Origin of the sequence: Nocardia sp. NPDC051911, from assembly GCF_040681035.1 — a bacterium.
GTDB classification, from domain to species: domain Bacteria; phylum Actinomycetota; class Actinomycetes; order Mycobacteriales; family Mycobacteriaceae; genus Nocardia; species Nocardia sichangensis.
In genome coordinates, this window is the sequence record NZ_JBFAXY010000002.1 from 171,279 (window position 1) to 185,245 (window position 13,967).

General features: G+C 70.4%; 10 protein-coding genes and 1 pseudogene. 6 read left to right on the forward strand and 5 right to left on the reverse strand.

Annotated elements, in window-relative coordinates:
• Position 1: 1 nt before the first annotated feature.
• Both AB0L97_RS03755 and AB0L97_RS03760 read right to left on the reverse strand, forming a co-directional pair.
• Positions 2-2,851, reverse strand: coding sequence for an ATP-binding protein (locus AB0L97_RS03755; RefSeq protein WP_364424993.1), 2,850 nt, complete (start codon positions 2,849-2,851; stop codon positions 2-4).
• Positions 2,852-4,245: 1,394 nt separating this feature from the next.
• Positions 4,246-4,980: pseudogene (locus AB0L97_RS03760) on the reverse strand (DUF3027 domain-containing protein); the annotation flags it as partial.
• A gap of 17 nt (positions 4,981-4,997) precedes the next feature.
• Between AB0L97_RS03760 and AB0L97_RS03765 the strand changes: the two are divergent.
• From AB0L97_RS03765 to AB0L97_RS03775, 3 genes are all read left to right on the forward strand, one after another.
• The gene (locus tag AB0L97_RS03765; protein WP_355074963.1) at positions 4,998-5,771 is read left to right on the forward strand and encodes a glutaminyl-peptide cyclotransferase; all 774 of its coding nucleotides are present in this window, start codon (positions 4,998-5,000) and stop codon (positions 5,769-5,771) included.
• Between the two features lie 92 nt (positions 5,772-5,863).
• On the forward strand, positions 5,864-7,798 hold the full coding sequence (locus AB0L97_RS03770) for an MFS transporter (RefSeq protein WP_364424996.1): 1,935 nt from the start codon (positions 5,864-5,866) through the stop codon (positions 7,796-7,798).
• Positions 7,795-8,376 carry a DUF2771 domain-containing protein gene (locus AB0L97_RS03775; RefSeq protein ID WP_355074967.1) on the forward strand — a complete coding sequence of 194 codons (582 nt, stop codon included), beginning with the start codon at positions 7,795-7,797 and terminating at the stop codon, positions 8,374-8,376. The genes AB0L97_RS03770 and AB0L97_RS03775 overlap by 4 nt, the downstream gene beginning before the upstream one ends.
• A gap of 256 nt (positions 8,377-8,632) precedes the next feature.
• Here AB0L97_RS03775 and AB0L97_RS03780 read toward each other — a convergent pair whose 3' ends face one another.
• Positions 8,633-9,052: a cold-shock protein gene (locus AB0L97_RS03780; protein ID WP_039795090.1), complete on the reverse strand. Its 420-nt coding sequence runs from the start codon at positions 9,050-9,052 to the stop codon at positions 8,633-8,635.
• A gap of 188 nt (positions 9,053-9,240) precedes the next feature.
• Here AB0L97_RS03780 and AB0L97_RS03785 point away from each other — a divergent pair, with 188 nt between their 5' ends.
• Both AB0L97_RS03785 and AB0L97_RS03790 read left to right on the forward strand, forming a co-directional pair.
• Positions 9,241-9,483, forward strand: a complete 243-nt coding sequence (locus tag AB0L97_RS03785) for a hypothetical protein (protein ID WP_355074969.1) — start codon at positions 9,241-9,243, stop codon at positions 9,481-9,483.
• Between the two features lie 410 nt (positions 9,484-9,893).
• Positions 9,894-10,529 carry a resuscitation-promoting factor Rpf1 domain-containing protein gene (locus AB0L97_RS03790; protein ID WP_355074971.1) on the forward strand — a complete coding sequence of 212 codons (636 nt, stop codon included), beginning with the start codon at positions 9,894-9,896 and terminating at the stop codon, positions 10,527-10,529.
• An 83-nt stretch (positions 10,530-10,612) separates the two neighbouring features.
• Here AB0L97_RS03790 and AB0L97_RS03795 read toward each other — a convergent pair whose 3' ends face one another.
• Positions 10,613-10,801: a hypothetical protein gene (locus tag AB0L97_RS03795; RefSeq protein ID WP_040864798.1), complete on the reverse strand. Its 189-nt coding sequence runs from the start codon at positions 10,799-10,801 to the stop codon at positions 10,613-10,615.
• A 95-nt stretch (positions 10,802-10,896) separates the two neighbouring features.
• Between AB0L97_RS03795 and AB0L97_RS03800 the strand changes: the two genes are divergently transcribed.
• Positions 10,897-13,191 carry a helicase-associated domain-containing protein gene (locus AB0L97_RS03800; protein WP_355074973.1) on the forward strand — a complete coding sequence of 765 codons (2,295 nt, stop codon included), beginning with the start codon at positions 10,897-10,899 and terminating at the stop codon, positions 13,189-13,191.
• Here the strand turns inward: AB0L97_RS03800 and AB0L97_RS03805 are convergent, their stop codons facing one another.
• A complete protein-coding gene (locus tag AB0L97_RS03805; RefSeq protein WP_355074975.1) occupies positions 13,192-13,722 on the reverse strand; it encodes a hypothetical protein in 531 nt (176 codons plus the stop codon).
• Between the last annotated feature and the right edge of the window lie 245 nt (positions 13,723-13,967).

Below are 13,967 nucleotides of genomic sequence, written 5' to 3' on the forward strand. Positions count from 1 at the left end.
CTCAGCCACCCGGCCGCGGCGCGCGGACGTGCACGGCCGAGCCGGTCTGCCACCAGGGCACCGCGACCGTGGCCTCGATCGCGCCGCTCAACCGCACCGTCAGGTCGTGGTGTACGACCAGCTCGCCCGCTTGCGGCGGCAAAGCGAACAGCTGCCGCAGCACGACTCCCAGCGGCTCCGCTGCCCAGGTCGTGCGACGGCCGACGCTCACCACCTCGCCGGTGACGGCCTCCGACACCAGCCGCAGATCGAGCAGAGCCGCCAGAGACGAGGCCGTTCCGGCGTCGCCGACCACCAATCTATCCGGCGGCACCGCCAGGCCGAACCACGGTCGATCGAGGACGAACGCGTCTTCCGGATCGACCACGGCGCCGGTGAGCGCGCGCACGCGATCGGGTGGCCGCAGGTCGGCGAGGTCGAGCAGGCCGGCGGCGACAGCGGCGGCCAAGCGGGCATGAGTGCGGGAGACAACCTCCGGCGAGGGAGTTCTCGACGTGTCGGCGAGCGCCTCCAACAAAGCGGCGGCCAACTCGTCGGTGATCGTCGCGGGGTCGGCGAGAACCGCGCGACAAGCGTCCGGGTCGACGCCGGCGACGGCGAACGCCGGTAACAGACCGTCGAAGTCGGTGTCGGCGGGATGGCGCAGAAGTCCCAGCGGAGTGCCGTCGACCCGCGCGTATCGGCGCAACCACCACGCGGTGTAACCGTCGGCGTCGGTGAGCAGGCGGCGGGTGCGCGGCGACCCGGCCAACTGCCGCAACGCTTCCGGCCAGGCGGCGTCATCGATCAGGTCCAGGTCACGGACGGCGACCAGCTCGGGCGGATCGTCCGGAAGCGTGGACCACCAGTGCTCCTCGTCGTCCAGATCGTGGTCCGGACCGGTCGGATCGGCTTCGACGATCACACCGAAATCCCAGCCGACGCCGACGGCGCGCAGCGCGTCCGCGCCGTAGCGTTCGACCAGTTCTGGGTCGACGGTGCCGAACGGCGCATCGGGCACCAGCAGCTCGCGCAGCGGCGCGCCGGGCAGCAGCAGTTCGTCGGCGGGCCGCGAGTCACCTTCGGTGTCGGGCAATTCGAGCAGCCCCAGCCAGGAAGACAGGGCCTCCCGGTCGGCATGCGCGGCTAGACGCAGGATGGCATCAGCGGTGTCCGGGTCGCCCGGATGGTCCTCCAGATCGGCACGCAAGCCCGGGTCGGTCAGGAGATCCTCGGCGGTGGCCGACCGCGCGCCGAGCCGAGCCAGCAGGGGATGCGCGGCCTCCGGATGCGCCAGCCTGGCCCAGTGCAGCGGGATCGCGACCTCGAGCTGATCGTCCAGCACCACGGTGCGCGGCCCCGTGACGAGTCTGCCGTCGGCCAACGGCACCGCCAGCGCGCCCAACTCCTCCGCCGCGAGCGGATCCACCACGAACGGTTCGAGCGCCGCGTAGAACGATCGCCACCAACTCGGCGGCCGCTCCAAGCCCCCGGACAACTCCGCCAGCCGAGCCAAGCCGAGCCGGTGCACGTCCAGCGCGCCCATGGCCTCGGTGTGCGCCCGTCCGGAGAGGTCCGGGATCACCAGGGGACCGACCACTTCATCGAGCAGGTCGGCCAATTCCGCGGTCAGACCGGCCAAGACGTACGCGCGGGTGGGGACGGCGATGTTCCCCGCTTCGACGTCGGCGACGGCACCCGATTCTCGGCCCCGCAGTTCGTCGTCCGCACCGGGAAAGGCGGGAGTGCCCGACCCGAGGTGGTCCGCGGTCAAGGGCTCGGGATCGCCTAGGCCTTCCGGGTAGGCGTGCCGGCGGGTGGCGACTACCGGCAGCCAAGAACGCGTCTGCAATTCGCGCAGCAGCGCTTCGCGCAGCAGGCCATCGGCCTCGCTGCGAGCGAACCCGGGCGTTGGTACCAGCACGAGCCGGTCGCGTGGCGGAAGAGCACGAGCGAAATCCGCGTAGCCGCGGGCCAGTTCGCCGAGCCGCGCGCCGGGCAGCAATCTGCGCCGATCCGGCTGCATCGGGATGTCGGCGATGAGCAAGGCGGGCAGGGACAGTTCCTCGTCCGATCTGGTCGGCGCGCGCAGCACATCGGGGGTGGCGGCCACCGGCCTGCCGTCACGCACCGGCAGCAACCAGCGGGCGCGCGGCGCGCGGTACTGCCACCAGGTGCGCTGTTCGCTGCCGGGGCCGTCGACATAGACCTCGTGCATACCGTCGCCCATGTCCTCGGCACTGCTGACGAATTCGTCCGTGCCGATCCGGATGCGGTGCAGGGCGGGCAGTTCCAGCAGCAGATCGACGGCTTCGGCGCGCATCGCGGCCAGCAGTGCGTCGGCGTCCACGTCCGCGCGCAGCCGCAGCACCACCTCGGTGTCGAGACCGTCCGCCGGTCGCGCCTCGATCGGCCAGGCCAACCGCAACACCGGTGCGGCGAATTCGCCCGCATCGACCGCAGGTAAACGGATCTCGTTGCGGTGCAGAGCGTTCCGGGTCTCGGCACGCGAGAACCACAGCGACCCGGAGGCCGACCGCAACTCGATGTCGTCGCTCACCGCGAGCACCGCGGTGAAACCGACACCGAATCGACCGACGGTCCCGCCGTCGGACTTCCCCGACGCGCGCAAGGCGGTGAGCGCGTGCACACCGGAGACGTCGAGCGGCGCACCGGTATTCCCGACGTGCAGGTCACGACCGTCCAGCCAGACCACGACGGCGCCGTCCACGCCCGCCTTGCGCGCGGCGTCGGCGGCATTCTGCGCCAACTCGGTCAGCAAGCGGTCCCGATAGCCCGCGCGCACCAGGTCGTTCTCGGTAGCGGCGTCCTCACGCAACCGCGTCGGCGAATCACGCCATGCGGCGAGCACCGCCGCTCGCAGCGCCGAAGTGCCGAACGGGTCGGCGGCGTCGCTCAGTTCCGCGGCGATGACCAGAACTCCGGCCGTGCCTCGGAACCCGGAGCATCAGCGATACCCGACTCGGATCGCGCGTCGGCGTCATCGGCGACCGGCGTAGCGGTGGGTTCCGGTGCGCCAGGCGTATCCGTCTGGGACGACGATGCGGGCTCGTGCGCCTGCGACACGGCGTCGGAAGCCTCGGCCACATTCGGATCGGCTGCGACGGATTGCACCGGGGTCGACTCGACGGCCTCCGTCGTCGCGTCACTCGATCCGGCTGCTTCGCTCGACTCGACAGCGTCCGGTTCGGTCGCGCGCGCGTCGACGGCATATCGATCGTCAGAACCCGGCGACGCATCACCGCTCGTTACCCCGGGTGCACGTGATCCCGTCGTGCCCGACTCGGACTCCGCCGCACCGGCCTCGCGATCGGTCGCCACCGCGGGACGCGTGGCGGCATCGGCGTTTTCCGTATCGGCCGGCGTGACATCCGAACCGCTTTCACCGGCGTCCGCCGCTTCGTCCGTTCCGAGAGCCGGACCGGTGGCTGCGTCGTCCGTCGCCACGCTCGGCTCATCCGCGACCGTCCCGGCAGAGGCGGGCTCGTGGCCGGTCGGTGCTTCGGCGGCATCGTCCACGCTCGGCGTCGCACGCACGGCGGGCGGGATGCTCGATTCGGTGAACGCGGCGGCGGCGTCGATTTCGCCGACCTCGGCGGCGCTGACCTCGACGAACTCGACCACATCGCGGTGCGTAGCCGCCGTGCTGCCCGCGGGCTGGGCGGTCGCGCCCGAGCCCTCGACGGTGGTGCTTTCCTCCGAGGCGGCGGTGTCCTCCGTCGCCTCGTCACCTTCGACAGCCGCGAGTGCTTCCGCGATGCCGGAATGCTCGCCGCCGGCGGCGATCGCGGCGGCGTCGTCTTGGGCGAAGACCGCATCTCGAGCGACGACCGGGTTCTCGGTCACCGCAGCGTTCTCGGCGACCTCTTCGTGCCCGATCGCCGCGGTTTCCTCGATCACCGCGGCGCGCTCACCGAGTGCGGCATCCTGGCGGAACGCGGGATCGCCGGTCGTGGCGGTGGTCTCGGCCCGGTCCTCCGGCGCGATGGCAGCTTCCCCGGAAACCGCAGGAGTCCGCACGTCCACAGCCTTCTCGACGACCGCGGCACCCTCGCCGGTCGAGACGTCTTCAGCAGGCGCAGCGGCCACGGCGGCATCCCCGGCCACGGCTGCGCCTTCGGCGACTCCCGGGTCGGCGGCCACCGCGACATTCTCGGCGGCCGCACCGTGCGGATCGATGTCCTCGGTTGTCGGCGCTTCGTCCGCGCCCTGCGGGGCCACGCGAGAGTCGGCGGTTTCGAGCGAGATCACCTCTATGGCCGCGTCGTCGTACGCCTCGAACAGCGGCGACCCGTTACCGGCTGGAACCTCGGTATCCGAGTGCGCGCCGCAGCCGTAGGCGACGTGGACAACGCGCCCGTCCGCACCCATGGCATTGCCGCAGACACCGAACGCGGCGCGCAGCGACCCGGCGAGTGGCAGATAGAAGCCGCAGGTCCCGCAGGTGGCGGGCGCGGCCTTGGCCATCTCCGAGTCGGGTCCGTGTTCGGTGTACCACCGCTCGGCGGCCTCTTCGCGGCCTTCCCTGCTCATCACCTTGGTACGGCCGAGACCGACCTCGTAGGCCACCTCGTCCACCACCGGATCGCCGGTCGCGACGTAGCCCGGCACCAGGCGTGGGTCGTCGGCGGGCGGGGCGAGCAGGTCCCCTGGCGCGAGATCCCCGGGGCGGACGCGCTGCTCCCAGGGCACGAACTCGGGCGCGACCAAGGCATCGGGCCCGGGCAGCAACGCGGACTCGCTGACCGTCGCGTGGTCGGCGTCGGGCGGGGCGGCCACCACGACCGCCCACTGCCACCCGCGGTAACCGGGGAGCGTGGCCTCGAATCGGTGGGTCGCCGCACTCTCGTCCTCGGCGATCACGCCGAGGTGCGCGCCGACGGCCGACGGTTCCAACTCCAGGAGCGCACGGCGGGCCAAATCGACGGCATCGGCCAGAATCGGCCGCACGCCGGACTCCGAAACAGAAACTGCGCTCACGGCCTACATTTTGCCGTATGGAACGCAATCGGCGTGCGTTGGCCATCAGTGTGCTGGTCGGTCTGCTCATCGTGGGTGGATGCGGCGGCGTAGCGGACCAGGCACCCAGCATGAACATCGAGGTGATCGCCACCCGGCCGCACGATACGAAGGCGTTCACCCAAGGCCTGGAGGTCGACGGCGACGTGCTCTACGAGGGCACCGGGCTGGTCGGCGCGTCCGGCGTGCGCGCGTCCCGGCTCACGACCGGGGAGGAGTTGGCCAGAACCGAGTTGCCCGCTCCGTACTTCGGCGAGGGCATCACCCTCGCCGGCGCCACGCTCTGGCAGCTGACCTGGCACGACGGCGTGGCCATCGCCCGTGACCCGGCGACGCTCGCCGAACGCGGCCGGGTGAGCTACGACGGCGAGGGCTGGGGTCTGTGCGCCGGAAACGGACGGCTGGTGATGAGCGACGGCACCGACCGCCTCACCTTCCGTGATCCGGTCACCTTCGCCCCTACCGGCTCGGTCGAGCTCGACAGTCACCACGGCGCACGCCTCAACGAGCTCGAATGCGCGGCGGACGGGTCGGTCTACGCCAACGACTGGCCCACCGACACGATCCTGCGCATCGACCCGGACTCCGGCGCCGTGCTGGCGACCGCCGACGCCGCCGGTCTGCTCCCCGCGACCGCACGGGCAGGCGCCGACGCCCTCAACGGCATCGCCCAACTGCCCGGCACCGACCGGTTTCTGATCACGGGCAAGAACTGGCCGACCATGTTCGAGGTCCGCTTCGCCCCCGCCTGAGCGTGATCGCGGGTCGCGACGACGATCGCTTTCCGCCGCCACCCCGGAGCGCGCGTGAACACCCGGCCCGAGAGTGCGCCAGAATTGGAGTCGTGACTACTCCCCGCGAACCTTCCGGTCCCGACCGTGATCGGCGGGAAGGCGAGGAGGTCCCGCCGTTCGATCGGCATCCCGGTTTCGACCGATATCCGCCACCCAACGGGCCGCGGCGCCGCAGGCCGCTACCACCGCTCGGACCGGGATCCGGACGCGCCGCCGAGCGTCATGACCAGCCGGGACCGCCGCCGAGCCCGCGACGCGACCCGCCACGGCCCGCGCAGCCTCCGCCCACCAAGCCGCTCCCGGTCGGGCCCGACGCCGAGCAGCCGAAGGCCTCCGACCGCGCGGCTCGGCACGTCTTCCCGCACCGTCCGGAGCCGCCCCGGTACAGCGAGACACCGGCCCCCGCCGAAGGCGACCATCCCGAGACCGCCGCGCAGGATCAGGGCCGGCAACCCGAGAGCCCCGATGCCGCCGGCGCGCGGCGGATGCCACGCAAACTCACGGTCACCCGCGTGGCCGCCATGCGCGGCAGGGAACTCACCGAGAAAGGCATCGCGACCTTCCAGCGCGCGGCCAAGGCCGACGGCGCGGACAAGTCCGGCCTCACGGCGCTCACCTACGCCACCATGGCGAACTTCGCCCTGGACGCCGCCATCGCGATGGCACTGGCCAACACCTTGTTCTTCGCCAGCGCCACCGCGGAGAGCAAGACGAAAGTCGCGCTGTACCTGCTGATCACGATCGCGCCGTTCGCGGTGATCGCCCCGCTGATCGGACCGCTGCTCGATCGCCTGCAGCGCGGTCGCCGCCTCGCGCTGGCGACGTCGTTCGCGGTGCGCGCGGTGGTCGCGGTGGTGCTGGTCTTGCAGTTCGACACCTGGGCGCTGTATCCGCTCGCGCTGTGCATGATGATCGGCAGCAAATCGTTCTCCGTGCTCAAGAGCGCGGTCACGCCCCGGGTGCTGCCGCCGGACATAGATCTGGTCCGCACCAACTCCCGCCTCACGGTGTTCGGGCTGGTCGGCGGCACCATGGGCGCCGGAGCGCTGGCCGGGTCGGCCGCGGCGATCGCGGGCTCCAACGGCGCACTGGTCTTCGCGGCGCTGATCGCTTGCGGGGGGACGTATCTGAGTCTGCGCATCCCCTCCTGGGTGGAGGTGACCGAGGGCGAGGTGCCCGCGACGTTGAGCTATCACGGCGCCGACGCGCGCACCGAGGTGCTCTCGTCCGGCGCGGAGTCGTCGATCCCGCCGCGCAAGCGCAGGCAACCGCTCGGCCGCGCCGTGGTGACCGGGCTCTGGGGCAACAGCGCCATTCGTGTCCTGACCGGGTTCCTCACCTTCTATGTCGCGTTCGTCGCCAAGGCGACAGAACACCGGCCCGCGCAGCAGGCCCTCATGCTCGGTGCGGTCGGCGCGGCCGCGGCCATCGGCAATTTCGCGGGCAATGCGACGGGCGCCCGGCTGAAACTCGGCAAGCCCTCGCTGGTCGTGCTCGGCTGCACGGCGGCGTGCGCGCTGGTGGCGCTGTTCGCGACGTTCGCCGACAACCTCCTCGGCGCGGCGACCGCGGCCCTGGTGGCGGCGGGGACGAGCGCGCTGGCCAAGGTGTCGCTGGACGCCTCGATCCAGGACGATTTGCCGCCGGAGTCGATCGCCTCCGGCTTCGGGCGGTCGGAGACCGTGCTGCAACTGAGCTGGGTCGTCGGCGGTGCGGCCGGTGTGCTGCTGCCGACCGACTACTGGAAGGGCTTCGCGGTGGTCACCGTGATACTCGTCCTCGGCTTGGTGCAGACTTTCCTCAGCTTCCGAGGCCACTCGCTACTGCCCGGCCTCGGCGGCAACCGTCCCCAGCACGCGGAGCAAGAGGTGCCGACGACCCGGCCGCACGGATATCCGGCGAGCGCGCCTCGGGCGGAGGACCCGGCGCCGCGCGACGGTGACGCCGAACGCTTTCGACGAGGGCAAGGAGACCCGATCTGGTGAGCAAGCTCAACGCACGCACGATCGCCGCGCTGGCCGCGGTCGCACTGCTCGTGCTCACCGTCGCCTTCGTGGGCGTGCTGGCGGTGCTGGTCCACGACGCCGAGAAGCCCGACGTCACACTCACCGCCTACGCACACGGCAAGACGGTCACCGTGCGGCCGTTCAGCTACTGCTCGGTGACCATGCAGGACTGCAGCATCCTGCCCGAGGACAATGTCCCCGGCACCGTGTTCACGACGCTGAATTGCGGGCCCGACACGCCGGATTGCCACCGTGGCCGCACCGTCGACCTGGAAGTGCCCGCCGGTTACCCACTGCAGCTGTCGCTTCCGAAGAAGGTCGCCGACGCGCCTTGGCTCGCACAATTGGTCTACCTTTTGCCGAACGGCGAGAAAGTCGACCAGGTGATCAGCCGCAACGACTACCCGGACCGGGCCTTCGCCCTCACCATCGATTCCAAACCGGAGCCGGACCTGCGCCTCATCGGCGTGGAGTTCCAGCTGCCGATCCTCGCCCGCGACGAAACGGGCCGGGAGTTCTACGTGCCGCACGCCACCTGGTCGATCAGCACGGCGTAGCGAGTCTCGGACGCAACGTCTTTCGCCGACTCCGCAGACGCCGGTGCGCGCTCCGAGCGCACGGCGCCTGCACGGTGGCCGGGCAGGACTCGCCCGAAACCCGCTGCGGGTCGGATGAATCCACCGATGGACGGCCACGAACGATCGGCGTCAGAAGTCCGGCAACCGGGCTTCCCTCGACCTCCGCGGCCCCAAAACGCCTACCTCGAGTAAATTCGGCCCGACGGCCGCCCGGATGAAGCGAAATCGAGCGGAATCAGTGGTCCAGTTCGCGCGCCACCGCGCGGACGACTTCCGAGATGCGCTGCGCCGTCTTGCGATCCGGGTACTTGCCCTTACGCAGGTCCGGCTGCACCTTCGCCTCGAGCAAGGTGATCATGTCCTCGACCATGCCGTGCAGCTCGTCCGGCGTGTGCCTGCGCGCGGCAGGCTCCTTGCGCGCGTTGCGTTCCTGGCCCTGCCGGACCGACGGCGGCGCCTCGAGCAGCTTGAGGCTCAGCGCCTGGGGGCCGCGACGGCCTGCGGCCATGCCGAATTCGACGCGCTGGCCGGGCTTGAGGCCCTCGACGCCCTGGGGCAGCGCGGACGAGCGCACGTAGACGTCCTCACCCTCGTCCTGGGAAAGGAAGCCGAAGCCCTTTTCGACGTCGTACCACTTCACCCTGCCGGTCGGCACTGCGCTCACCCGTTCATCATCGAAAACTCGGACCCCTACGGCCCGAGCACATCCGTCTACCGGGCCGGTCGCGCGACCGGCCCTTTTCCTGTGCGAAAAGAACGCGCCCAGCAGGATTGCAGGACGCGATTGCTATCGAGTCTACCCCGGTGCGAATAACGCAAGCACATCAGTTTTACCGTCGAACCGTGACGAACCCTTCCGCTCCGACCCCGCCCGGCGGCGCCCCACGGCGGCGCGGCGACTGGTTGCTGCAACTCGCGCTCTCCGTGTTCGCGCTGGGATTGCTGGCTATCGTCGCGATTTTCGCGATCCCCTTGCTGACCGACGGCGAGCCGGGGCTGTGGCTGTACTTCGGGGCGATGCTCGCGCCGCTGGGGTTCGTGCTCGCGCTCGTCTTCGCGCTGCGCTCGGGCCGCCGGTCGCGCTGAAGCGGAGTGATCATCTCCGATCCGACACCGAACCGGTTACCCGATGCGATCGTTACCCACTCCAGTGTGTGATCCTCATCACATTACGAGTAGATCACGAAGCGGTGACGACCGGCCGCGGGTGCGGCCGCGGCGCCTCTAGCTGCATGAAGCCTCCTCCCCGGTCCGATATCGCGTCGAGACCCGTTGGTACACGCCGGTTACCAAATAGTGATTTTTCCCGCGGTTCGTCGTACGGTCTTATCCAGCCGGGGCACCCCCGGCGACCACCGGCCCGCCGCACCGAGCCTCGCCCCGCGGGTACCGGATCCCCCGACGGAAACGTAGGGGCGAGGGCGGAACGGACGACCTCTCAGTCCGAACCAGAACCGAAGATGTCGCAGGTGCGTCGAGAGGAAGACGAACCCGATATGAGTGGACGCCATCGCAAGCCAAGCTCGACCGGACGCACGGTAGCCAAGGTTGCCGTGACCGGAGCCATCATCGGCACCGCCGGTGTGGCCTTCGCAGGCAACGCCAGCGCGGCACCCGACTCCGACTGGGATCGACTCGCTCAGTGCGAGGCCGGCGGCAACTGGGGCATCAACACCGGCAACGGTTTCCAAGGCGGGCTGCAGTTCTCGCCCAGCACGTGGCGCGCCCACGGCGGTCAGGAATACGCCGCCAGCGCCAACCAGGCCAGCCGTGAACAGCAGATCGCGGTCGCCGAGAAGGTGCTCGCCTCGCAGGGTTGGGGCGCTTGGCCCTCCTGCTCCTCGAAGCTGGGCCTGAGCAGCGCGCCGAGCCCGCGCTCCGCGCCCGCCACCGCCGAGACCCCGCGCTGGAACCCCGCGCCGCAGCTCGCTCAGTCAGCGCCTGCCGCGCCTGCCGACACGCAGCAGATCTTCTCGGCCGTCGACCGCGCTCTCGAGGTCGTGCAGAGCCAGGGCGTCCAGGTGCCCAAGGAAGCTCTCGACTTCTTCAACGCCGCCAAGTCCAGCGGAGTCACCCTCGACCCCGCGATCGTGAACTTCTACGAGGCGAACAAGGGTCTGCTCCCCTCCTGACCCGAAGGCTTCAGCAAGAAGGGCCCCGCATCAACGTGGATGCGGGGCCCTTCTCCGTAGCCGAGAACGTTCCGGTCGCGCGCTCAGCGGTTGATCACCGTGTTCGGGTGCATGTAAGGCAACTGCTCAGCCGGGACCGGGAACTCGGTGTCCTCGCCGTAGGGCGAGAGACCACCGGATCGGGCCGAAGAGAGCTCGGTGACCGCGGGGTCACCGTCGGCGACCTTCGGCCAGCCGTTGTCGACGTAGGATTTCTTCGATTTGTTCACCACGGCCCCATGCTAGCCCGGCCGCTCAACCAGGATGCCCCGCAGCCCGTAGCTCCGGACGTCGGCGGGCGATCGCCCAGCATCGTAGGCTGGATCGGATGACCGTGACCGACTCCCTTGCCGGATGGCTCGGTGCCCGCAGTGATGCCCAGCTCGTGACGCTGCTGCAGCTTCGGCCCGACCTGGCCGTCCCGCTGCCCTCCGCCATGGCCGTGCTCGCCGCCCGCGTCGAACAGCGCGCGTCGGTGCTGCGCGCCACGGAGGACTTGAACACCCTCGAATTCGCCATCGTGGAAACCCTTGCGATGCACGGGGTGACGCGCACCGACGGCGGCACGCTGCGCCGCGCCGAGTTGCATGTGCAATTGAGCGAACGGGTGCCGGCCGCCGCGATCGATGAGGCGCTGGAGCGGCTGACCGCTCGCGCGCTGGTCTGGATCGACGCCGAGCAGGGACTGCACCTGATTCCGGCGGCCGCCGAGGCGTTGCCGTGGCCGATCGGCACCGCGACCGAGATCCCCGACGCGCTCACCGAACCCGAGGTGGTCGCGGCGCTGCCCGAGCTGCCGCCCGCCGAACGGTCCCTGCTGGACAAGTTGGCCGCGACAGGGCCTCGTGGCCGCACCAAGGACGCCGCACCGGGCACTCCGGCCGAGCGGCCGATCCAGCGGCTGCTGGCGCGCAGGCTGCTGCACCGGATCGATGACGAGACCGTCGAACTCCCGGTCACCGTCGGCCAGGTGCTGCGAGGGGAACCGGTCACCCACCCGCATGCCCTGACGCCGCCGCGACCGGAGCCGGCGAAATACCCGCCCGCCGATGTGAACGCGGTCGCGGCGGGCGAGGTCGGCGAGCTGCTGCGGCACTGCGCGGCCGTGCTCGAGGTGCTCGGCCATGCCCCGGCTCCCGCGTTGCGCGCGGGCGGCCTGGGCGTGCGCGAGCTGCGCCGCATCGCCAAGCAGGTCGGTGTCGACGAGCCGAGGGCGGGTTTGCTGGTCGAGCTGCTGGCGGCCGCGAAATTGATCGAGAAGGGTTTGCCGGACCCGCCACCGGACTTCGAGACGACCGACGACTTCTGGGCGCCGACGCCACTGGTGGACGCCTGGCTGGAAGCGCCGCCCGCCCGGCGCTGGGCCGCCCTCGGACTGACCTGGCTCGAATTGGATCGGATGCCGTGGATGATCGGCATGCGCGACGCCAACGACAAACCGCTGGCCGCGCTGTCGCTGGAACTGCGCACCCCGACCGCGCCGCGCGACCGGCACGCGATCCTCGCCCTGCTGGCGGAATATCCGTCCGGCACCGCGCTGGCCCCAACGGAAATCGGCCGGGTACTGGCCTGGCGGCAGCCGCGCAGGCGCAGGAATTTCCGGCCGGAGGTGGTCGAACAGACGCTGGCCGAGGCGGCGGCGCTCGGGTTGATCGGCCGCGGCGCGCTCGGCTCGGCGGCGCGGGCGCTGCTGCACGCGGCGCCGACCAGCGTGGCTGACGCCGAGGCGGAGATGGAGGCGGCGCTGCCGGAGCCGGTGGACCACGTGCTGGTGCAAGCCGATCTCACGGTGATCGCACCCGGCCCGCTGACCACCGATCTCCAGCGTCGCGTCGCCCTCGTCGCCGACGTCGAATCCGCGGGCGCCGCAACGGTATACCGGATCGGAGAGTCCTCGGTGCGGCGCGCGCTGGACGCCGGGCTGACGGCGGCGGAGCTGCACGCGCTGTTCGCCGCGCATTCCCGGACGCCGATCCCGCAGGCACTGACCTATCTGATCGATGACGTGGCCCGGCGTCACGGCCAGTTGCGCGCGGGTATGGCCCAGTCGTTCATCCGCAGTGACGACCCGGCGCTACTGGCCCAAGTACTGTCCGCGCCGGTGGCGAGCGCGCTGGCGCTGCGATCCATCGCCCCGACCGTCGCCATCGCCCAAGCGCCGCTCGGCGAACTGCTCGAGCAGCTGCGCGCGGCCGGTTTCGCGCCCGCGGGTGAGGACTCGAGCGGCGCGATCGTCGATCTGCGGCCGCGGGGCGCGCGGATCTCGGTGCGGCCCGTCGCACGGCAGCCGTATCGGCCGACACCGCCCAGCACCGAACAACTCGAACTGCTCGTCACGGAATTACGCGCGGGCGAACGCGCCGCCAGTGCCCGGTCCGGTCAAGCGGTACGCACGGACGGCACGCGGACCAATACCGCCGCCACCCTCGCCCTGTTGCAGCTCGCGGCGCGGGTGCGACGGTCGGTGAACATCGGCTACGTCGACGCCCAAGGCGTCGCTTCCCAACGGGTGGTGGAGCCGTTGAAGGTGGGCAACGGGCAGCTGGACGCGCTGGACCCGGTCACCGGCGCGGTCCGGCACTTCACGCTGCACCGGATCGCGTCGGTTGCCCTGCTGGAATGATCAGCCCTTGGGCTTGGCGGTGCAGAAGGTGACCTTCGGGTCCGTTTCGATGAGGCGGAAGCCGTCGGCGTCCTGGTCGCACAGCAATTCGTCGGCCTTGCCGTCGATCCGCTTCAGCACCTTGAAGGTGGCGTCCGAGGCAGCGCAGTCGACGTGCTTGTATCCGGTCGTGCTGCTCTCGTTGTAGCAGCTGCCTTCCTTGAAGTTCGGGGCCAGGCACAGGAAGGCGGTGGTACCGCCGGCCAGGGTCTCCTCGTAGGAGGTGTAGTCGGCGGCGCAGTCGGTCTTCTTGTCGTAGGACTGCGCGACCTTGTACACGGCTTTGTCCGACGAGCAGTCGACCGGTTCGGTCTTGGAGTCGACCGCCGAGCCCTCGATGACGTTGATGCAGTCGCCGGCCTTGGCCTTGGCGGTGTCCGACTTACCCGCGTCCTCGATCAACGAACAGCCGGCCACCGTGACCACCACCGCGGCCACCGCGACGAGGGCGAGCACGATCCGTGCCAGCAACCTCGCTCCTGGAAACTTCACCTGAAAACCTCTCTCACCGAAACGTTCACGTGCTCGTGAACGCGGTGAGGATACCCGCACGACCTGAGCGGCCGCATCAGCCCGCAGGCGACCTGGCACGGGGGCGGCCTAGATGCTGTGCGTGCCGTACAGCCCCATGAGCGCGTAACCGAGGATGCTGGGGAGCAGACGGCCGAGCAAGAAGAACGCAGAGTAATTCACTAGCAACGCCTTTCGCGTATTCCATGCAACTGGACTCTTGTCCG

Excerpts from the sequence above, each read along its gene's own strand:
- AB0L97_RS03800 (WP_355074973.1), top strand. The coding sequence starts at position 10,897 with ATGACCGTGACCGACTCCCTTGCCGGATGGCTCGGTGCCCGCAGTGAT.
- AB0L97_RS03765 (WP_355074963.1), top strand. The coding sequence starts at position 4,998 with ATGGAACGCAATCGGCGTGCGTTGGCCATCAGTGTGCTGGTCGGTCTG.
- AB0L97_RS03790 (WP_355074971.1), top strand. The coding sequence starts at position 9,894 with ATGAGTGGACGCCATCGCAAGCCAAGCTCGACCGGACGCACGGTAGCC.